The sequence below is a fragment of the Ruegeria sp. CF1 genome (genome assembly GCF_056537445.1).
In genome coordinates, this window is record NZ_JBQFRN010000001.1 from 807,547 (window position 1) to 829,294 (window position 21,748).

The 21,748-nt window shown below is 56.3% G+C and carries 16 protein-coding genes; 10 read left to right on the forward strand and 6 right to left on the reverse strand.

What is annotated here, in order from left to right:
- Nucleotides 1-107: 107 nt before the first annotated feature.
- From metG to ACRZ96_RS04095, 3 genes are all read left to right on the forward strand, one after another.
- Nucleotides 108-1,826: a methionine--tRNA ligase gene (metG, locus tag ACRZ96_RS04085; RefSeq protein WP_170405227.1), complete on the forward strand. Its 1,719-nt coding sequence runs from the start codon at nt 108-110 to the stop codon at nt 1,824-1,826.
- A gap of 291 nt (nt 1,827-2,117) precedes the next feature.
- Nucleotides 2,118-3,299, forward strand: a complete 1,182-nt coding sequence (locus tag ACRZ96_RS04090; protein ID WP_170393332.1) for an efflux RND transporter periplasmic adaptor subunit — start codon at nt 2,118-2,120, stop codon at nt 3,297-3,299.
- Nucleotides 3,299-6,436: an efflux RND transporter permease subunit gene (locus tag ACRZ96_RS04095; protein ID WP_480771379.1), complete on the forward strand. Its 3,138-nt coding sequence runs from the start codon at nt 3,299-3,301 to the stop codon at nt 6,434-6,436. Before ACRZ96_RS04090 ends, ACRZ96_RS04095 begins: the two co-directional genes overlap by 1 nt.
- 80 nt (nt 6,437-6,516) lie before the next feature.
- Here the strand turns inward: ACRZ96_RS04095 and glpD are convergent, their stop codons facing one another.
- Nucleotides 6,517-8,094, reverse strand: coding sequence for a glycerol-3-phosphate dehydrogenase (gene glpD / locus ACRZ96_RS04100; RefSeq protein WP_480814254.1), 1,578 nt, complete (start codon nt 8,092-8,094; stop codon nt 6,517-6,519).
- 189 nt (nt 8,095-8,283) lie between these two features.
- Between glpD and ACRZ96_RS04105 the strand changes: the two genes are divergently transcribed.
- The 4 genes from ACRZ96_RS04105 (at nt 8,284) to ACRZ96_RS04120 (ending at nt 12,223) form a co-directional block, all read left to right on the forward strand.
- The gene (locus ACRZ96_RS04105) at nt 8,284-9,042 is read left to right on the forward strand and encodes a DeoR/GlpR family DNA-binding transcription regulator (protein ID WP_170563120.1); all 759 of its coding nucleotides are present in this window, start codon (nt 8,284-8,286) and stop codon (nt 9,040-9,042) included.
- Between the two features lie 89 nt (nt 9,043-9,131).
- On the forward strand, nt 9,132-9,494 hold the full coding sequence (locus ACRZ96_RS04110; protein ID WP_170393336.1) for a DUF3302 domain-containing protein: 363 nt from the start codon (nt 9,132-9,134) through the stop codon (nt 9,492-9,494).
- Between the two features lie 21 nt (nt 9,495-9,515).
- Entirely contained in the window at nt 9,516-10,661 is a 1,146-nt protein-coding gene (locus ACRZ96_RS04115; RefSeq protein ID WP_170393337.1) for an HlyD family secretion protein, read from the forward strand.
- A gap of 11 nt (nt 10,662-10,672) precedes the next feature.
- Nucleotides 10,673-12,223: an efflux transporter outer membrane subunit gene (locus ACRZ96_RS04120; protein ID WP_480704595.1), complete on the forward strand. Its 1,551-nt coding sequence runs from the start codon at nt 10,673-10,675 to the stop codon at nt 12,221-12,223.
- A 3-nt stretch (nt 12,224-12,226) separates the two neighbouring features.
- Here ACRZ96_RS04120 and mprF read toward each other — a convergent pair whose 3' ends face one another.
- Together mprF and ACRZ96_RS04130 are read right to left on the reverse strand one after the other, a co-directional pair.
- A complete protein-coding gene (gene mprF / locus ACRZ96_RS04125; RefSeq protein ID WP_480704594.1) occupies nt 12,227-14,833 on the reverse strand; it encodes a bifunctional lysylphosphatidylglycerol flippase/synthetase MprF in 2,607 nt (868 codons plus the stop codon).
- A gap of 91 nt (nt 14,834-14,924) precedes the next feature.
- Nucleotides 14,925-15,353, reverse strand: a complete 429-nt coding sequence (locus ACRZ96_RS04130) for an Lrp/AsnC family transcriptional regulator (protein WP_170393340.1) — start codon at nt 15,351-15,353, stop codon at nt 14,925-14,927.
- Nucleotides 15,354-15,439: 86 nt separating this feature from the next.
- Between ACRZ96_RS04130 and rocF the strand changes: the two genes are divergently transcribed.
- From rocF to ACRZ96_RS04145, 3 genes are read left to right on the forward strand one after another with little or no spacing between them, the layout of a single operon-like run.
- On the forward strand, nt 15,440-16,360 hold the full coding sequence (rocF, locus tag ACRZ96_RS04135) for an arginase (protein WP_170801112.1): 921 nt from the start codon (nt 15,440-15,442) through the stop codon (nt 16,358-16,360).
- Nucleotides 16,360-17,280: a citrulline utilization hydrolase CtlX gene (gene ctlX / locus ACRZ96_RS04140; RefSeq protein WP_480704591.1), complete on the forward strand. Its 921-nt coding sequence runs from the start codon at nt 16,360-16,362 to the stop codon at nt 17,278-17,280. The genes rocF and ctlX overlap by 1 nt, the downstream gene beginning before the upstream one ends.
- A gap of 6 nt (nt 17,281-17,286) precedes the next feature.
- Nucleotides 17,287-18,330: an ornithine cyclodeaminase gene (locus ACRZ96_RS04145; protein ID WP_480704589.1), complete on the forward strand. Its 1,044-nt coding sequence runs from the start codon at nt 17,287-17,289 to the stop codon at nt 18,328-18,330.
- A gap of 50 nt (nt 18,331-18,380) precedes the next feature.
- Here ACRZ96_RS04145 and ACRZ96_RS04150 read toward each other — a convergent pair whose 3' ends face one another.
- Genes ACRZ96_RS04150 through ACRZ96_RS04160 form a run of 3 tightly spaced genes read right to left on the reverse strand, consistent with a single transcriptional unit; the run spans nt 18,381 to nt 21,493 of the window.
- On the reverse strand, nt 18,381-19,784 hold the full coding sequence (locus ACRZ96_RS04150; protein WP_170393344.1) for a TRAP transporter large permease: 1,404 nt from the start codon (nt 19,782-19,784) through the stop codon (nt 18,381-18,383).
- 3 nt (nt 19,785-19,787) lie between these two features.
- Nucleotides 19,788-20,417 carry a TRAP transporter small permease subunit gene (locus ACRZ96_RS04155; RefSeq protein WP_480814255.1) on the reverse strand — a complete coding sequence of 210 codons (630 nt, stop codon included), beginning with the start codon at nt 20,415-20,417 and terminating at the stop codon, nt 19,788-19,790.
- Between the two features lie 59 nt (nt 20,418-20,476).
- Entirely contained in the window at nt 20,477-21,493 is a 1,017-nt protein-coding gene (locus ACRZ96_RS04160) for a C4-dicarboxylate TRAP transporter substrate-binding protein (RefSeq protein ID WP_480814256.1), read from the reverse strand.
- Nucleotides 21,494-21,748 lie beyond the last annotated feature (255 nt).

The following is a 21,748-nucleotide window of genomic DNA, read 5'->3' on the forward strand; positions in this document are numbered from 1 at the left end:
AAGTCGCGTAGTAATACCCGTTAAATTCAAGCGGGTATGAATGCGGGCTTTTGCTTACTGGCCACATAAGGTAGACGGGCGCGCAGACAGATACGTGGAAGCGCATTATGGCCCGAATTCTCATCACCTCGGCGATCCCTTACATCAACGGGATCAAACATCTCGGCAACCTGATCGGCTCGCAATTGCCTGCCGATCTGTACGCTCGCTATCAGCGCGGCCGGGGCAATGAGGTCATGTTCCTGTGTGCAACCGACGAGCACGGCACCCCGGCCGAGCTGGCCGCCGCCAAAGCGGGCAAACCTGTGGCTGAATATTGCGCTGACATGTACGCAGTACAGGCCGATATCGCCAAGCGCTTTGGCCTGAGCTTTGATCACTTTGGCCGCTCGTCCAGCGATCAGAACCGTAAACTGACCCAGCATTTCGCTGGCAAACTGGATGAAGCCGGGCTGATCCGGGAAGTCAGCGAAAAGCAGGTTTATTCCAACGCCGATGGCCGTTTTCTGCCCGACCGCTATATCGAAGGCACTTGCCCCAATTGCGGTTACGAGCGCGCGCGCGGCGACCAGTGCGAAAATTGTACCAAGCAGCTAGACCCGACCGACCTGATCGAGCCCCGCAGCGCGATCAGCGGCTCGACCGATCTTGAGGTGCGTGAGACCAAGCACCTGTATTTGCGTCAATCCGCAATGAAAGATCAGTTGGACGCGTGGATCGACAGCAAGACAGACTGGCCGATCCTGACAACCTCGATCGCCAAGAAATGGTTGCATGATGGCGACGGCCTGCAGGATCGCGGCATTACCCGCGATCTGGATTGGGGTGTACCAGTCAAGAAAGGTGATCAAGATTGGCCCGGCATGGAAGGCAAAGTCTTCTATGTCTGGTTCGATGCCCCCATTGAATACATCGCCTGCGCCAAGGAATGGGCCGACGCCAATGGTAAGTCTGATGCCGATTGGGAACGTTGGTGGCGCACCGACAAAGGCGCAGAAGATGTGCGTTACGTTCAGTTCATGGGCAAGGACAATGTGCCCTTCCACACCCTGTCTTTCCCGGCCACCATTCTGGGATCGGGCGAGCCCTGGAAGATGGTCGACCACCTGAAATCATTCAACTACCTGAACTATGACGGTGGCCAATTCTCGACCTCACAGGGCCGTGGCGTGTTCATGGATCAGGCGCTGGACATTCTGCCCGCCGACTACTGGCGCTGGTGGCTGTTGAGCCATGCGCCAGAAAGCAGCGACAGCGAGTTCACATGGGAGAACTTCCAGCAGTCGGTGAACAAAGATCTTGCGGATGTTCTGGGTAACTTTGTCAGCCGGATCACTAAGTTCTGCCGCTCGAAATTCGGTGAAGCAGTGCCCGAAGGTGGTGCGTATGGCGAACGTGAACAGACCCTGATTGCTGAGCTTAATAGCCGAGTACGTGCCTACGAAGGCCACATGGAAGCGATGGAAGTGCGCAAATCCGCGCAAGAGCTGCGAGCGATCTGGGTCGCGGGCAACGAGTATCTGCAGGCTGCCGCACCATGGTCTACCTTTAAGGAAGATCCTGTGCAGGCTGCGGCGCAGGTGCGGCTGGGGCTGAACCTGATCCGCCTCTATGCAGTTCTGAGCGCGCCGTTCATTCCCGATGCGTCTGCAAAAATGCTTAGTGCGATGAACACACTCAATACCAGCTGGCCCGAAGATATCGATGCCGCGCTGTGCGCCCTGCCCGCTGGCCATGAATTTTCGGTTCCCGACGTGCTGTTTGCCAAAATCACGGACGAACAGCGCGAAGACTGGCAGAATCGGTTTGCGGGAACGCGTGAATAACAACAAAATTCGATTTATGAATGCCGCAGCGGAGCCCTGAAGCCTCTCCGCTGCTGGTTTTTGGCAGAGAAAATTCGCCCGCCCCTATTGTCATCGGGCAGGTAAACGCCTGCGGATGCAGGCTAAGTCTGCAGACTGGAAAGAAATTTCGGGTCGATTCTTGCCAACGCATTACCTCAACACGCTTGAGAAACTGCGTCAAACCCGCCATCCTGCCTATAAAATCAATCGACTCATCCGGGGGTTTCTGTTGCCCGGTTGTGCAATCTTTACTTTGAACGAGGCGCCAACATGTCCCTTGCATTTAAGAAGCCAGCACTCCGCCCACGCGGCTATTTCAGGGCACTAGGCGTTTCTGCCGCTTTGTTTGCATGTTCCAGCCTGCCTCAGATAGCGGTCGCGCAGGATCAGGGTGATGCCCCTGCGCCCAAGGTGTCGATCGCCGCAGCTTATACCGAAGAGATCACCGATCAGGCCACCTTCATTGGACGGGCCGAGGCAATCGACAAGGTCGATATTATCGCGCGCGTCAGTGGTTTCCTGGACAGCCAGAACGTCGACGATGGCTCTCCGGTGAATGAGGATGACCTGCTATTCACGATCGAACCTGATCTTTACGAAGCCACGCTTGAGGCGCGTAAAGCCGATCTGGATCGGGCGCAGGCAAACCTTGAACTGGCCAAAGTCGATCTCGCCCGCAAGGAAGAGCTGTATAAGCGCGACGCTACACCGGAATCAGAACGTGACATTGCCCGAGCCAATGAACTGGTCGCCGAGGCCGAGGTCAAAGCCGCCAATGCAGCGATCCAACAGGCCGAGCTTGATCTGAGCTACACACAGATCCACGCCCCGTTTTCGGGCCGCATCGGCCGCGTGGAAACCAGTGTCGGTGATGTTGTGGGCCCCAACAATCCGCCGCTTGTCACCCTGGTCAGCGAAGCCCCCATCTATGTGAATTTTTCGTTGAATGAGAAGCAGTTCACGTCGGTTCTTGAACAATTTGGCGAAGACCCGGCCACGCTAGCTGAAAGCAGCCAAAGCCCGAATGTTCATGTGACTCTGCCGAACGGTACTGAGCTGGATGAAACCGGCGAAATCATTTTTGTCGACAACCGCATAGATCCGCTGACCGGCGCCATTACGATCACGGCTCAATTCGACAATGCCAAGCGTCTGCTCGTTGATGGTGCCTTCGTGAACGTTCAGATCGAAGCGCTTGAGCCGACGCTGCAGGTATTGATCCCTCAAGCAGCGCTGCAGCGTGATCAGCGCGGCGAATTCGTTCTGGTCGTCAATGACAAGCAGATGGTTGAACAACGCTATATCACAACCGGAGATACCGTGGATTCGGCGATTATCGTCACAGATGGCCTGCGCGAAGGCGAAAGCGTCATCGTCGAAGGCCTGCAACGCGTGCGCCCCGGCGTCGCCGTTGATGCAGTCGTTGCGTCCGAGCAGCCGGAGAATAACTGATGTTCTCAGCCCTGTTTATCAGCCGGCCCAAGCTGGCGCTTGTCATTTCGCTGGTCCTGACCATTTTGGGCGGGATCGGTTATCTGGTTCTGCCGGTTGCGCAGTTTCCCGATATCACGCCGCCGGTGGTCAGCGTAACGGCCACCTATACAGGTGCAAATGCCGAAACCGTGGAAAACACCGTGGCCGCCCCGATCGAGGCGCAGGTCAACGGTGTGGACGACATGATCTACATGACGTCGACCTCATCGGATAACGGTTCGTATTCGTTGAACGTTACGTTCGAGGTGGGCACCGACCCCGATATCGCCTCGGTCAACGTACAGAACCGTGTGGCACAGGCGATGGCATCGCTGCCGTCCGAAGTGACTTCATCCGGTGTTGTCACGCAAAAAGCGTCAACCAACATGTTGTTGCTGGTCACGCTGACCTCGCCCAATGGCACATATGACAGTGTGTTCCTGTCGAACTATGCCTCAATCAACTTGAAAGACGCTCTGGCGCGGGTTCAGGGCGTGGGTAAAGCGGATGTTCTGACCAATCTGGAATACGCCATGCGGATCTGGATGGATCCGGACAAGATGGCCGCGCTGTCAATCACTCCGGGTGATGTGATCAATGCCATCCGCGAACAGAATATCGAAGTCTCTGCGGGCTCAATCGGGTCGCCTCCTGTGCCTGAAGGACAAACCTTTCAGTACACGATCAAGACCAAAGGCCGCCTGACCTCGGCCGATGAATTCGGAGATATTGTAATCCGTACAGGCGAAGCCGGTGCGATTGTGCGCGTCAAAGACATTGCGCGGGTTGAATTGGGGGCGCAGTTCTATTCCGCCTCGGGCTATTTCGAAAGCGTTCCTGCGACCGTTATCGGCATCTATCAGGCCCCCGGCGCAAACGCCCTTGCGGTGTCCGAACGTGTTGAGGCCGAACTTGAGCGCCTGTCACGATCCTTTCCCACTGATGTCGAATACGATGTTCCATTCAATACGACGGATTTCGTGGAACAGTCGCTCAATGACGTGGTCTCGACCCTCATCCTGACATTCATATTGGTGATCACAGTTGTGTTCATCTTCCTTGGCAGTTGGCGGGCGACGATCATTCCAGCGGTGGCCATTCCGGTTTCATTGATCGGGACATTTGCCTTCCTGCTGGCTTTTGGCATGTCGCTGAACACGATCTCTCTGTTCGCGCTTGTGCTGGCCATCGGGATCGTTGTGGATGACGCGATCGTTGTGGTGGAAAACGTCGAGCGTATCATCGCCGACGAAGGCCTTTCCCCTGCCGAGGCAACCCGCAAGGCCATGGGCCAGATCACCGGCCCTGTCATCGCAACCACGCTGGTGCTTCTGGCCGTGTTCGTGCCGGTGACGTTCATGCCCGGCATATCCGGGCGATTGTATTCGCAGTTTGCCGTCACGATCTCGACCGCTGTTGTGATCTCGTCGATCAACGCGTTGACCTTGTCTCCGGCATTGTGCGGGTTGGTCTTGCAGCCACGCTCAGGGCCACCCAAAGGGCTGCTGGCTGTGTTCGAGAAATTTATCGGCGGCATGCGCAGCGGCTATGTCGCCATTGTGCGAAAGCTGTTGATCCTGCCCGTCATTTCGCTTGGGATCATTGCGGCGTTCGCAGCAGGCACTGGGACCATTATGGGCAACACGTCCAAAGGGTTCATTCCGCTGGAAGATAATGGATATCTGTTCGTCGATATCCAGCTTCCCGACGCGGCGACGCTTGAACGGACCGAGGCGGTTTCTGCGCGGATCGATGAACAGATTCAACAGATCTCCGGCGTATCCAGTACCGTTCTGGTCAATGGGTTCTCGCTGTTGAACGGGACCACTACCAATGGCGCAGCCATCTTTGTCAACCTGACCAACTGGGAAGAGCGGCAGGAACCCGAGCTCAGTGCGGATGCGATCCTGAACCAGGTTCTGGCGATTGCATATGGTGAGTCTGCCGCATCGATTGTTGCGTTCAACCCGCCACCCATTCAGGGCCTTGGTATGTCTGCAGGGGTTGAAATGGAAGTGCAGCAGACCGGTGGCGGCTCGCCGCAGGATCTGGCCTCGGCCGTTGGGTCGTATGTCTATGCCGCAAACCAGCGTCCTGAGATCGCGCAGGCCTACACCACCTTCCGCGCGAACGTGCCGCAATTGTTTGTCGATCTGGATCGGGAAAAGGCCAAAACTCTGCAAGTCTCGGTGGCCGAGATTTTCCAGACCATGCAAGCGCAGCTTGGCTCGTATTACGTAAATGATTTCAACCTGTTTGGTCGTGTCTACCGCGTAATGATCCAGGCCGAAGGCTCGTATCGGAATAAGGTCGATGATATCTCAGAGCTTTATGTACGTTCCACCAAAGGTGAGATGGTACCGCTTGGCACGCTGATCGATATCGAGAACGTGCTGGGTCCGGTCCTGCTAAAGCGGCATAACCTGTTCCGCTCGGCCACTGTAACAGCGGTTCCGGCACCGGGGCTCTCCACCGGGGACGCCATCAATGTCATGACCGAGGAGTCCGCGACCGCCCTGCCCCCCGGCTATGCCTACGAATGGACCGGGACGGCGCAGCAGCAGCTGGCCTCGGGCGGTCTGGTCGTGGTGATCCTTGGGTTGGCGATCCTGTTTGGGTACCTGTTCCTTGTCGGCCAATATGAAAGTTGGACGATGCCCGTTTCGATCCTAATGTCGGTGACCGTGGCCTTGTTCGGTGCCGTCGCAGCGGTGGCAATCGTTGGCAGCGACATCAACCTCTACACGCAGATCGGGATGATCATGCTTGTCGGGCTTGCGTCAAAGAACGGGATTCTGATCGTCGAATTCGCGATGGAGCAAAGGGCCAAGGGGCTGTCAATCAAGGAGGCCGCGGCCGAAGCCGCATATCAGCGTTTCCGCGCTGTGATGATGACCGCCCTGTCCTTCCTTTTGGGCGTGGTTCCCCTGCTGGCCGCGAATGGGGCCGGAGCTGCCAGCCAGAAGGCCATCGGCGTTGCCGTGTTCGGCGGTATGCTGGCAGCCACTCTGTTCGGGGTCATTCTGGTTCCCGTCCTGTACGCTGTGATGCAGAGCCTGCGCGAATGGGTCAAAGGCAGCAAGAACGACCCGGAACCGTCAGAAGAAGCCGCGTAAGACCCGCATTGAAATCGAAATACGCCCCGCACATCTGCGGGGCGTTTCTTTTTTTTTGCACGGATCAACCGATCCGCGCGCTAGTCAGTTAACTGTTTGGCCATCCAGTCGTCTATCCGGCCGATCTGCTCGAGGCTGAGCCTTAGACCCAGCTTATTGCGCCGCCACACGACATCCTGAGCGGTGCGCGCGTATTCCTTGTCCATCAGCCAAACCAGTTCGGCCTCGGTCAATGTCGCGCCGAAATCGTCACCCAGATCGCTCTGATCTTTTGCTGGACCCAGAAGGTCCCAGGTCTCGGTGCCATAGGCCCGGATCAATCGACGGGCCCAAAAATCGGTCAGGAACGGGTACTCCGCTATCAGTTTCCCGATCAAATCCTGCACGCCGTCGACCGGAAAATCCCCGCCGGGCAATGGGACGCCTGCGGTCCATGGTCCGCCAAGATCTGGGAAATGTTCTCCAATCTTCTCCAGCGCGCTTTCCGCGAGGCGTCTGTAGGTGGTGATTTTACCACCAAAGACATTCAACACCGGAGCCCCGCTCTCGGCATCAACTTTCAGCGTGTAATCGCGGGTAGCCGCCGTGGCACTGCTGGCGCCGTCATCATATAGCGGACGGACGCCTGAATAGGTCCAGACAATATCTTCACGGGTAACGGGCTTCGCGAAGTATTTCGATGCGAAAGCGCACAGATACTCCTGCTCGGCCTCCGTACAAATCGGAGGCTCGGAGGGGTCAGAATGATCCTGATCCGTGGTTCCGATCAAGGTAAAATCCTGCTCGTACGGGATCGCAAAGATGATGCGCCCGTCTTCGCCCTGAAAGAAATAGCACTTGTCATGGTCAAACAGCTTGGGTGTCACGATATGGCTGCCACGCACCAGACGGACGCCTTCTCGGGAATTGACCCGGATCTTGGTCTGGATGATGTCACCTACCCAAGGTCCGCCCGCATTGATCAACATCTTCGCAAGGACGGTTTCGGTCTTGCCGCTATCCCGATCCCGGATCGTAACCTGCCACAGTTCATCGATCCGCTCAGCCGAAAGAACCTCGGTCCTGACCATGATCTTGGCCCCGCGTGCCTCGGCATCGCGGGCGTTCAAAACCACCAGCCGCGAATCCTCGACCCAGCAGTCCGAGTATTCATAGGCGGTTTCAAATTTGTCTTGCAGCGGAGCCCCCTCGGGTGCCGCGCGCAGGTTCAGCGAACGTGTACCCGGCAGGATTTTGCGACCGCCCAGATTGTCATACAAAAACAGGCCAAGCCGTATTAGCCAGGCAGGACGACGCCCGCGCATCCATGGCATCACCGTACTGAGCAACCGTGAGGTCGGCGTTTCAGAGTCAAAACGCATATCGGCGTGATAGGGCAGCACGAAACGCATGGGCCAACTGATATGGGGCATAGCGCGCAGTAAGGTCTCGCGTTCGACCAGCGCTTCACGCACCAAACGAAATTCAAAAAATTCCAGGTACCGTAGCCCGCCATGAAACAGTTTGGTCGAGGCTGACGACGTCGCCGAGGCCAGATCGTTCATTTCAGCCAAGGTGACCGATAGGCCCCGACCTGCCGCATCACGTGCGATACCGCACCCATTTATACCCCCGCCGATCACAAAAAGATCGGTAACTTGGCTGCTGTCCGATGACATATCCAATTGATTCCCCAACGTGGCAGTTTCAAGCGCATTAGCAGCATGATGGTTCGTATCGTCAACTTTATTTTTCGATAATGTTCGTTTTAGCTGAAACAACGAATATTAATAAATGCAACTAACGAATTCCCTTGCTTAACCGCAAAATTAGAACAAAAACGAAAACTCCGGAACTCAGGACCGCCCATGTCACTATCATTTCGCCAATCGGACATTCTTTTAGTCGCCGAGAAAGAGGGCCGCGTTACTGTCGAAGGGCTGGCCGAGCGTTTTCAGGTGACGGTTCAAACCATTCGCCGTGACCTGACTGAACTGTCAGAAGCTGGTAAGTTGGATCGGGTTCACGGGGGTGCCGTTCTGCGTTCTGGCGTTTCTAATATTGGATACGAAGACCGGCGCGCCCTGAACCATGAAGCCAAGACACGCATCGCTGAACGCTGCGCGGCCGACATCCCCGAGGGCAGCTCGATCTTTATGAACATAGGCACCTCGACCGAGGCCGTTGCCCGCCAATTGCTGAAACACAAAAACCTAATGGTCGTGACCAACAATATGAACGTCGCCAATATCCTGGCCGATAACCCCGATTGCCAGATCGTCGTTGCAGGCGGTGTGCTGCGCAGATCAGATAGTGGGTTGGTCGGGAATCTTGCGGTCTCGACCATCCGCCAGTTCAAATTCGATCACGCGATTATCGGCTGTTCCGCATTGGATGCGGATGGGGATCTAATGGATTTCGATCTCCAAGAAGTACTGGTCAGTCAAACTATCATTGAACAAGCCCGGCAGATCAGCCTAGTAGCGGATGCTTCAAAGTTTCAGCGCACCGCGCCCGCACGCATCGCCTCATTATCCGATGTTGATATGGTTTATACCGATCTACCGCTACCCGGCGACCTCCATCAGAAGTGCATAGATTGGAACACCAAAATTATTGAATGCTGATACATCCTTCTGATCAGCCAGAAAGTGATTGATTAGCTGGACAACAGCGCCCGAGGATGGAACAGTTTCCAACAACAGGAGGCGCGAGCATGGGACTTTTGGGGCAGCCGCTGGGCTACTATGACTATCTGACATTTGTGGCACTTATCTTGCTGCTGGCAGCGGTGATGGCGTTGTTTCTATTCATAATGGGCCTGCCCGGACGTATCGCGATCAAACGCAATCACCCCCATGCCGAAGCGGTCAAGATCATGGGATGGATGGGATTTTTAGCGATTGTCCCTTGGGTGCATGCCTTTATCTGGGCGTTTCACGACGGCGTCACCGTCGACATGCGCCGCGGCCCTGATGAAGAACGCAAGGCCATAAGGGATGAAATCAAGCGTCTGGGAGGCACCGTCAAACCGGAATACCAGGACCCACTTGATACCGACGAAACAAAGCAAGCCTAAGGCCAAAGGAATTCAGCACTCATGTTCGTCGCCCTAGGCATCACGCTTTTCTACATTATTTTTGTCTGGTTCATCTTCTTCAAGGTGCAATGGCTGAAATTCAACATCATGTGGGGGATCGTCTCATTCTGGGTCGGCGCTCATCTGCTGCTGATCTTTTTGGTCGCGCTGCGCTTCTTTCAACCCTTTTCCGTCGACAGCCACGTCGTGCGCTCCACCATCCAGATCGTCCCGCGCCTGACACAGCCCACAATCCTGTCCGAGGTTTTGGTCGAGCCCAACACCTGGGTCACTAAGGGCGATCCGCTGTATAAGTTCGACGACACGGTGTTTTCGCTGGCCGTGGACAAGGCGAATGCACAGCTGGTGGCGGCGCAGCAAAACGCGAAGATCCTTGAACAGGATGTCATCGCCGCTGGTGAAGCGGTCGAACGCGCAAACGCGCAGTTGGCCTATGCGCTGACCGAGCAAGCGCGATACGAGAATCTCGTTCCCGCCGGAGGTGCCCGTCAGGATGAACTAGACCGCTGGAACGAACAGGTCGCGGAAGATCAGGCGAAGATTAAGGAAGCTCAGGCCAATCTTGAGAAGGCCAACCTTGCGTTGGATTCGCAGATCGACGGCGTGAATACCGGCATTATTGAGGCTGAGGCGCAGCTGGCCGAGGCCGAGTATTTTCTCGACAACACAACGATCTATGCCCCCGAAAATGGCATGATCGTTTCGCAACAGGCCCGCCCGGGGATGGTTGTGGGGGAAATTCGTCTGGGTGCCATTGCCAGCTTTGTCACCGAAGAAGACCCCTATATTCTAGCCACTTTCCGCCAGCAGAACCTGAAATTTGTCGAGGTCGGCCAACCAGTCGAAGTTGCTCTGGACCTCTATCCCGGAGAAATTCTGACCGGCAAGGTTGAGGCGGTCTGGTGGGCTACACGTCAGGGCCAATACTTGCCCTCAGGCCGCCTGCCCGGCTTTGAGCTGCCAAAACTGCCCGGTCGGATCGCTGTTCAGATCTCGGTCGATGTGCCTGAGGGGCATACTTTTCCTGCAGGTGGCCACGCTGCGGTGGCGATTTACACCGGCATGGGAAAAAGCTTTGAATTTCTGAGGCGCATCAACATTCGCCTCTATTCCTTCGCCAACTTCATCCGGCCACTGGATATCTGAGGATGCGTACGATGACACTCCGCCGGTTGTTAGGCACTGCCCTTTGCGCCGTTACCCTCACCGCCTGTACGCCAGTGGGGCCTGATTTTGTGCGCCCCAACTCTCCGGTCGTGAAGCAATGGATGGAGGTCAACAACCCCAGCGCGGGCCAGAGCGGCCTGACCTCACGCAGCGCTCCGGTTGTGCGCTGGTGGGAAACGTTTAATGATCCGACGCTGAACAAGCTGATCGCCGAAGCCTATGCGCAGAACCTGACCTTACAGGTCGCAGGTGCCCGCGTACTTCAGGCCCGCGCGCAGCTTGGTATCGCATTCGGAGAGCTCTACCCGCAATCGCAGGCCGTGGGCGGTTCGCTCCAACGCCGACAGATCAGCGACAATCTTGGGCCGATTTCGGACATCCGGCGGATTATTCCCTTGGACACCGAATTCTCGACTTCGCAAGTTGGGTTTGATGCGCAATGGGAACTGGACGTATGGGGCCAGCAACGTCGCGGCGTACAGGCCGCGCGATCGAACCTGGCACTGCAGGTTGCTAATTATGACGACGCACTGGTCACGCTGACCGGGGACGTAGCGGCGCTTTATATCAACATCCGTTCGTTGCAAGAGGCTCTGCGCATCGCGCGGGAAAACATCACGATTCAGCAGGCATCGGCAGACCTCACTCAGCTGCGCTTCAACAACGGCGTTACAACCGAGTTGGATGTGCAGGAATCGACTGCCCTGCTCAACAACACCAAGGCACTCGTGCCCGAGTTGGAAAGCGATATCCAACAAGCCAAGAACGCACTGGCGGTTCTGTTGGGCAAAACCCCTTCCCAGATGACTGGCTTGATCGGCAATTCAGGCCGAATTCCAACAGGGCGCAGCAACGTGGCCGTTGGTGTGCCCGCCGAATTGCTGCGGCGACGGCCTGACGTCCGCGCCGCCGAGTTGGCGGCAGCCACCCAATCGGCGCAGGTCGGGATCGCGTTAGCTGATCTCTATCCGCAGTTCATTCTGTCGGGCGCGATCGGTTTGCAGGCCTCGGGTGGGCGCGATCTGTTCAGCACCAACAGCGCCACAGGATTGGCTAGCGCAGGCGTTGTCTGGAACGTCCTGAATTATGGCCGCATCAAGAACAATGTCCGCGCGCAGGATGCCGCCTATCAAGCGTTGATCGCCAACTATCAGAATACTGTTCTAACCGCGTATTCCGAGGTCGAAAGCGCGATGGTTGCTTACGCACAGGCGCGCAAACAGGTCACCTTTTATCAGCGCAGCGTCGAAGCTTCGCGCAAGGCGGCTGAAATCGCGGTCGATCAGTACCGAGACGGCATCGCCAGCTATTCGCGTATCCTGAACACGCAGACCGCGCTATTACGATCGCAGGCGAACCTGATCGAGGCCCGGCAGGAGGTCTCTTCGAATCTGGTCGCGATCTACAAAGGTCTGGGTGGTGGTTGGCAGATTCGGCAGAATCAGGAATTCCTACCCGAGACGGTGCTGGCCGAGATGGCCTATCGCACCGATTGGGGTGATCTGTTGGAGAAAACGCCAACACGCGCCAGCTTGAACTGAGGCCTATTTCGTCAACCCGCGCAGGCCACCCGAGATCAGGATGTTAACTTCGTAGAGGATACGTGGCGCGGCCAACCCGCCGGGGCTGGCCAGATAGTTGGGGCTCCATTCCGGATCGAATTTCTGCTTGAAGGCGCGCAGGCCTTCGAAGTGGTAGAATTGTTCGCCATGTTCATAAACGAACCCACCGATCCGATTCCAAAGCGAGGCCAGCTGCCGGTTTTCGATCCCTGAAAATGGCGCTGCGCCCAGTGAGAACCAGTGGAATCCCTGCTCGGACCCCCAGACCATCATCTCAGCAAACAGCGCATCCATGACAAAGCTGGGGCTGTCCGGTTCATAACGCATCAAATCCAGAGACAGTTCGGATTTGTTTCCGCCTTGAAACAGGTTCGCAAAGGCCATGATCTTGCCCGTCTCATCCCGCAGAACCGCATGGTCGAAATAAGAAAGGTAGGCATCATCAAAGCCGCCCAAGGCAAAACCCTTTTCCTCACCTGCCTTTTGCGCCAACCAATCGTCCGAGATCTGACGAAGTTCGGGCAACACCGGTGCAAGCTGTTCCTTGGGAATAATTTCGAACTTGTACCCCTCACGCTCGGCCCTGTTCTTCGCCTGCCGGAACCGTTTGCGCGATTTTCCGTCCAGCGAGAAATTCTGCAGCGGTACGCGGGCCACTTCTCCGATCTTCAGGATCGATAGGCCGAGGTCCAGGAATGTCGGCAGATATTTGGTCGATACACTGTAAAACGCACAAAGCTTGCCTTCGCGATCGGCCATTTCTCGCAATTGCCAGATCAGTTGCTGCCCCGCTTGCTCATCACCCACAGGCTCTCCTTTGGTGATCAGCGCATTGCCAGTATCGGCATAGGCAAGGAATGCGGTTTCGTCAGGCGAGATCAGGAATTGCTTATCACCCGTCAGTGAAATCTGAGATTCGGTGTCTTCGCACTCCATCACCAGCCGTTCAACAACTTCGGGGATTTCAGTCCTAACCGGCGCGGGGATTTCACGGCCGAACAGCGAGTTCACCGCCACGATGCCAACGATCACGGCCACCACGAGGCTGGACCGCAGGAATCGCGAGGCGTCTCCACTCCAGGCAAAGTCCCACCACAGCGCGTTTTGATATTCGACATGAGAATAAGCGAACAATCCGATCCAGAAAATCACCGCCAGCAACGCGACGACGCTGACCAGCCAAGGGATATTTAGCCGAAAGATAGATGCACCGCTTACCCGGTAAAACGCACCCCGAAACATCGCCAAAAGGCCAATCGTGAACAGCAATGAAAGGGCTTCATGCGTATCAAGCCCTTTGGCGAGCGAGGCGAAGAAACCTGCCACCATCAAAAGCATGGCAACAACCCATGCCCGATAGAGCTTGCGGAATAGGCCACGTGAGACAAGTAGCAGTAGGACACCCACGGCGCTGCCTGCAAGATGAGATGCCTCGACAAATGACAAAGGCAAAACCTCTCGCAGTACGCCAAGGTTCTGCGTACTGGAAGGCAAAGCCCCTGAAACCAACAGGATAACTCCTGCCACAGCCGCGACGCCGGCAGCCACCATCGGGACAATGGGGCGAATTGCGCGATAGACCCAAGTGACCGCGCCCCCGATGCGATGGCGCTGTGTCAGCACCGACGCGACCGCGATCGACAGGCTGGCGATGGCAAACGGAAGGAACGTATAGACCAGTCGGTAGAGCAGAAGCGCAGCGATCACATCAGACCGGCCCGACGCCCCTAGACCAGCGATCAGAGTGGCTTCGAACACACCGATTCCACCCGGTGCATGGCTAAGGATACCCACCGCTATTGCGCCTATATAGACCGCGAAGAAATACGGGTAGCCAACCCCCAGATCGTCCGGCATGAGCACATACAGCGCCATTGAAGCGCCGAACAGATCGCCTACCGCCGCGATTGTCAGCAGACTTGCCAGCTTGCCGCCCGGCAGGTTGAACCCAAACCCGCCATAGGCCAATCGCCGCCCTCCGCTTGAAAGCCAGACAAACAAGACCGCAAGCCCCGCCAACATGCTCAGACCGATCACAGTTTCCGTCGTTTCACTGATCGGCAGGACCTTGGAAATGCCATCCGGGTGTATTGTAAGCAACAGGCCCAAAAGCAGGATCAGTCCCATCCAGAACGCCACCCAAGAGGTCGCGATCACCCCGGCCACGCGGCCAAGATCAAGCCCCAGCGACGCATAGATACGGTATCGGATCGCGGTGCCGGTGATATAGGAGAATCCCAGGCAGTTCGATACCGCATAGCCGCTTGCTCCGGCCATCCCTGCGACGGGCAAAGGCACTTTTCCATCGGCGACGCTCTGCACGGCAAGCACATCGTAGAACGAAAGCGACAGAAAACTGAAAGCCGTCCAGCACATCGCAAAAAACATGAATTTCCATGGTTTCGCTGCGATATCGCTTTGGATATCTGACCATTTCACATGCGCAGAGAGGTCATGCAGAACCGCAAGCGCGATTCCTGTAATCAGCAACGGAACCGCAATCTTGACCAGCGGCTTTTCCAACAGCCCTGTCACATACTCGGCCAAACGTACGGCGCGTGTCTCTTCCGTTGTCGGCTGTGTCGTCATTCCGTTCGCCCCTGCCCCGCGATCCTCAGATCAGTGTCAATTCAAAGCTTTGCACGAATTTTCCATCCGGCAAAGGGCCTAGGCCAACGCGTCACGAGCGTCCCTTGCGTGTCGAGAGCAACAGATTGGTCTCAGATCGTGTAACGCCCTCCATCCGACGGATCTGGAACAGGACTTCATCAAGCTCATCCAGTGTATCGGTTCCGATCTCTGCGATCAGATCCCAACTTCCATTGGTTGAGTGCACCGCCCGAACCTGACGCATCGCAGCGATCCGCGATCTGATCCGCTCGGTCCCGCGGCCTGCGATCTCAAGCATCATCAATCCACGAACAGGGCTTTCCGATACGCCCTGCCGTGTCACAACGGTAAAGCCGACGATTTCGCCAGACTGCTGAAGCCGCTTTAGTCGGCTGCGCACGGTTGTTCGGGTCACTCCGAGCAGTTCAGCCAGCTCCGACAACGATGCCCGAGCGTCCCTGTGCAGTGCGTTCAATAAGCGATTGTCCAGTTCGTCCATGCGTGATTACCAAATCGGAATTAGCTAATTCACTTTGACCAATTTGATCTCTTTTCTCAACTCATATCGTATCGATAGATAGACTTATGAGCAAAATGAACATCATTCTCGCCGGAGCGCCGATGGATGCCGGCAAACACCGCCAAGGCTGTCGGATGGGTCCAGATGCCTATCGGGTCGCGGGTCTCGCCCAAGCGCTGTCAGATCTCGGGCATTCTGTGTCGGACATCGGTGACACGCGACCAGATGCCGTCGACATGTCGGAAGACACCCATCTGTTCTCTTTACCGGAATGCGTTGGCTGGACACAGGCGCTAAGCCGCACGGCTCAGGAAGCCGCGCTTGAAGGCCTTCCCATTTTCATGGGCGGTGATCACGCCCTGTCGATGGGCACAGTGGCAGGAATGGCGGCACATGCGGACCGTATCGGGCGCCCTCTGTTCGTGCTCTGGTTAGATGCACATAGTGATTTCCATACGCCCAGCAGTACGGCCAGCGGCAATTTGCATGGAACGCCGGTCGCTTATTTCACTGGCCAGTCAGGCTTTGACGCCTTTCCACCGCTGATATCGCCGATCCCAACGGATCGCGTCGGTATGATTGGTTTGCGCTCGGTCGATCCCGCCGAACGCGCGGCATTGGAAAAAGATCACGCGATGCTCGCCGATATGCGCAGCATCGACGAGCACGGGATCAAGACACCCCTACTGGCCTTCCTTGACAAAGTGCGCGAAGCAAACGGCATCCTGCATGTCTCGCTGGATGTAGATTTCCTTGACCCGTCGATCGCACCAGCCGTCGGCACCACTGTCCCCGGCGGTGCCACCGAACGTGAGGCCCATCTGGTCATGGAATTGCTGCATGAAAGCGGTCTCGTTTGTTCGCTGGATCTAGTTGAACTGAACCCATTCCTGGATGAGCGCGGCCGAACCGCAAAACTGATGGTCGATCTTGCAGCCTCGCTTATGGGTCGTCGCATCTTCGATCGCCCAACCCGGAGCTTCTGATGATTTCTCTTCAATCTCCTTCAGCTGTCGTGATGGTGCGCCCCCATGCATTTGCGTCAAATCCAGAGACCCGCGACGACAATGCGTTTCAAACATTGGCAAATCGATCTGCTGCAGCGACGTCTGCTGCCGCGCGGGATGAGCATGACAAAGCAGTAGAACAGCTTCGCGCTGCTGGTGTGACCGTTCATGTGTTTGACGACGAAGGCGAACGTGACACACCCGACAGCGTGTTCCCAAACAACTGGTTTTCGACCCATCCAGGCGGTCATGTCGCTGTTTATCCGATGTTCGTTCCATCGCGCAGACGCGAAAGACGCTCAGATGTAATTGAGTTACTGAAGCGGGAATATCGAGTGCAAGACGTCATCGACTATTCCGGCCTCGAACAGGACGACCTCGCGCTTGAGGGCACGGGCGCAATGGTTCTGGATCACGTGGGCCGTATTGCCTACACTGTTCGATCCAACCGCGCCGATCCGGTGTTGTTGGAGCGTTTCTGTACGCATTTCAACTATGAGCCGATTGCCTTTGATGCAAAGGACGCTGAAGGCCGTGATGTCTATCACACCAATGTTCTGATGGGGATCGGGACGCACTACGCGCTGATTTGTTTGGACATGATTTCCGACCCGGAACGCCGCGCAACAGTTCGGGCACGGCTGGAAGAATCTGGGCGGACTGTCATCGATCTGTCCCATGAGCAGATTGCAGATTTTGCAGGAAACGCGATTGAGCTTAGTGGCAATGATGGTCTTGTCCTGGCGTTGTCCAGCCGAGCGCTTCAGGCTCTTACACCTGCTCAAGTCGCGAACATCGAAGCCAGTGCAACTCCGCTGCCGCTCTCGGTTCCCACAATTGAAACAGCCGGTGGATCCGTACGTTGTATGATCGCTGGTATCCATCTTTCCCGCCGATAGGAGTCTTTGATGCAACCTTCTGATAAGGCCCTCGTGCCGTTTGTATCCGTCGACAACATGATGCGTCTGGTCCACCACATCGGGGTCGAACAGATGATCACGCAGATTGCCGCGCAGATCGAATCCGATTTTAAACGCTGGGAGAGCTTTGACAAAACGCCCCGCATCCCGGCCCACTCACCACATGGGGTGATCGAATTGATGCCAACCTCGGATGGTGAGGCATACGGGTTCAAATACGTCAACGGGCATCCCAAAAATACGTCTGAGGGCCTGCAGACCGTTACCGCGTTTGGCCTGCTGGCTGATGTCTATACCGGTTACCCGACATTGTTGACCGAAATGACGATGTTGACTGCTTTGCGGACAGCGGCAACCTCTGGGCTGGTCGGCAGATACCTCGCGCCCGAATCCGCAACGACGATGGCGATGATTGGAAACGGCGCGCAATCCGAGTTCCAGTGCCTGGCCTTCAAAGCCATGTGCGGGATCGATACGGTCCGACTCTACGACACAGACCCGAACGCGACGGCGAAATGTGCAGCCAATCTGCAGGGCAAAGGGCTGACCGTCGTGCCATGTAAAACACCTGAGGACGCGATCGAAGGCGCTCAGATCATAACGACCTGCACTGCCGATAAGAAATACGCGACCATCCTGACCGACAACATGGTTGGCCCCGGCGTCCACATCAACGCGATCGGAGGGGATTGCCCCGGCAAGACCGAACTGCACCGCGACATTCTTTTGCGGTCGGAGATCTTTGTAGAGTACCCCGAACAAACGCGGATCGAAGGTGAGATTCAGGCTCTGGAGGATGATCACCCTGTCACCGAGATGTGGGAAGTTTTGACCGGCCAAGCCACAGGGCGCACCGATGATCGACAGATCACGTTGTTCGACAGTGTCGGCTTCGCGATCGAGGACTTCTCGGCACTACGTTACATCAAAAGCGCGATTGAAGGCACTGATTTCTATGAGGCATTGGATATGCTGGCAGACCCTGACGACCCAAGGGACCTGTTTGGGATGTTGATGCGGGCAGGATAAAGAACCCGCACTTCTAAAACTGTGCCCCGGCCTTTGGCCGGGGCTTTTTCTTATCCCGCAAGCGATGGCAGGTATAGAACAATCCCTGGAAAGGCCACCAGCAGTGCGATGGTAAGTGCATCGGCAATGAAGAACGGCGTTACCCCTTTGAAGACATCCTGAACACTAAGATCAGGCCTCACGCCTGCGACAACAAAACAGTTTAGACCAATAGGAGGTGTGATCAGGCAGAACTCGGCCATTTTGACCACCAAGATACCAAACCAGATCGCACACATCGGCCCGGACATACCAAAGGCGCTGTCTGCTGCGCTGACGGCCTCGCCTCCGTTCAGGGCCATAACGGCGGGATACACAACCGGAAGTGTCAAAAGCAACATACCGATCGCATCCATGAACATGCCCAGCACTGCGTAGGCCAGCAGGATGCAAATGAGGATCAACATAGGCGACATTTCGAGCGAAGTGATCCAGTCGGAAAACGCCCCCGGCAGATCTGCGAAACCAAGAAAGCGCACGTAGATCAAAACACCCCAAATAATCGCGAAAATCATGGCGGTCAGTTTGGCGGTTTCAAGCAAGGCCGATTTGAACTCGGGCCAACGCATGCCGTGGATCAGGGCAAAGCAGAACACGATGAAGGCCCCGATGGCCCCGCCCTCGGTCGGGGTGCCCCAAGCCTTGTCGCCGAAGGGGTTATAGACAAAGCAGATGATGATGAGGATCACCGCCACAATGGGCAGTGCGCCCGGAAGTGCAGCAAATCGTTGTTTCCAGGTAAACCCGGTGACCGGCGGTCCGACGGACTTAAAGATCACGGCGATACCGACGATCAGTAAGCCATAGATCACCGCCGAAAACGCGCCGGGGATGAAGCCTGCGAGCAGCAGTTTTCCCACATCCTGTTCGACAATAATGGCGTAAATCACAAGGATCGCGGATGGGGGGATTAGCGAGGCCAAGGTCCCGCCAGCGGCAACCACACCGGCGGCGAAACGTTTATTATACCCGACGGCCAGCATTTCAGGGATGGCGATGCGCGCAAAGACGGCTGATGTGGCGACCGATGCACCTGATACGGCGGCGAAACCGGCGGTCGCAAAAATCGTTGAAACGGCCAACCCGCCAGGCACCCATGCCACCCAGCGTTTTGCCGCCTCAAACAAGGCGCGGGTCAGGCCAGCGTAGTAGGCTAGATAGCCGATCAGGATGAATGTTGGGATCAGGCTCAGCGTATGAGACGCCACCTTGGAATGTGGCACCTGGCCAGCCGTTTTGACGGCCACCGTCAGTGCCTTACCAAACCGCTCGGGATCATACCCAAACTTTGCCCAGAATATCCAAACAAGGCCAACCAACCCTGCCAGACCTGCAGCAAATGCCACCCGCATGCCAGTGACGACAAGAACCAACAGTCCGGCAGTGACCCAAAGGCCGATATCAATCGTGTCCATGGGTCAGTTACGTCCTTCGAATTGTTCGGCCTCGGCTGCAGCCTGTGCGGCGGCATCCTGTATCAGCGGTACGGCCACCGGTGCCTCGAGCCCCAGCATGAAGGCGCGTCCATAGCCCCAGACCTGCAAGATTAGCCGGGCGCACAGCACCGAAAAAGCAACGGGTGCCAGCAGCTTGGCTGGCCAAATAGGAATCCCGATATCAATCGAGCTGTCGCGGCTCCACATCGGAGCGCCGAAGTCAAAGGACCGGTCAAAGTGGGACCAACTACCCCAAACAAGCGCCAGCATCAGCAGCAGTATCAACAGAACCGAGATCAGCTCGAACAACCACAGCGCCCGCCCTTTCAGACGCGAGATAACGATATCCATTCGGATATGCCCGCCATCACGTTGCACAAACGAGATACCCAGAAACGCGATCAGGGGCATCGCCTGTTCAATCCAGTCAACATATCCGGGCAAAGGCGCGTTTAAGGCGTTTCGGCCGCTGACTGACACAACAGCCAGCACCATGAGCCCGAAAACCGCGAAACCGCTGATCAGCGCCATAAAACGCTCTAGACGTAACAAACGGTGATCCAACCGGCTTAGAAGACTGCCATCCTCAAGCACCGAGGCATGTCCTGCCATCTCAGCATTCCTTTGATTGAAGGAGATGCCGGGTGCCTAATGACACCCGGCTGTGGCGATCAGTTACCGCCGCGCTGCTGTTGCAGCGTCGATTGCACAAGATCATAAAGATCCTGCGCAGGCAGACCCTGGGCGGTCATGTCTTCGATCCACTTCGCGCGAATAGGATCAGCGGCTTTGGCGCGAAACTCCTCAAGCACGGCATCGTCAATCTCGACCTTTTCAACGCCTTTCTCTGCCAGCACGCCATCCCACTTTTCAAGCAGTCCACCGTAGTTGGCCAGATAGTGATCGATAGCCTCATTAATCGAGCTGTCCAGCGCTTCGCGATGTTCGGCTGGCAGCGCTTCATAAGCGTCGATATTCACCACCACCGGACAGTTTACCGTTCCAGGATTCAGATTGGCCGTCCACCAGTCAGCTTCGTTGATCGTCCCGAATGACAAATGCGCATGCTGAGCGAAGGCCACGGTATCGACCACGCCAGATTCCATCGCATTGTAGGCTTCGGTCGCAGGCACGGACGTAGGTACGCCACCAACTGCTTCAAATGCTTGCCCCAAACCGCCAGTTGCGCGTACGCGCATACCGTCGAACTCGGCAAGCTCATCACGAGGGTCACCGGTACCGACAAGGTTATATTGAGGCATCGGTGAAGTCATGATGATGCGCGCGTTCCACTGCGCCATCTCGTCCTTGACTGCTGGATGATCGTAGACTGCGTGGCTGACGGCCACCTCTTCATCCAATGTGTTTACGCCAAGGAAGGGCAGTTCCAAAACGGTGATCGCGCGGTTCTTATCGCGGTGATAGCCCGCACAGAACTGCGCCATCTCGAACGCGCCAATCTCGATTCCATCCAGGTTTTCCTTGGGCTTCGACAATCCGCCATAGCTAACATTGATGGTGAAATCGCCGCCGGTTTTTTCGTTCACCAGTTCAGCCAGTTTCTCAACATGCTCGGTAAATGCGCGGCGCTTACCCCAGACCGAGGCATTCCATTCGGTCGCGGCTGCTTCGGTGACAAGCGCCACACTCAGGGCGGCAAAAGCCGCACCGCTCAACATCTTTTTCATAGTGGTATCTCCCTTAGTTGCGCCCCCTATCGGGATGCTTGTTTGTGAAGCTAGCGCCAAGTCTAGAAGCTGCCAACCCCTGCGAGGAGAAGTGGTGTTATCGCCACCAGACTTCGAGATTAAAGTAAAGCTATCGGCCAAAGCCCCAGACACATGCCAATGAGCACTTAGGTCATTACAGCTATCTTGCTGATTTAAGGTGTATATTACGCACAATTTCAGAATTATTTACAATGTTAGTGCCGAAAATGAAAT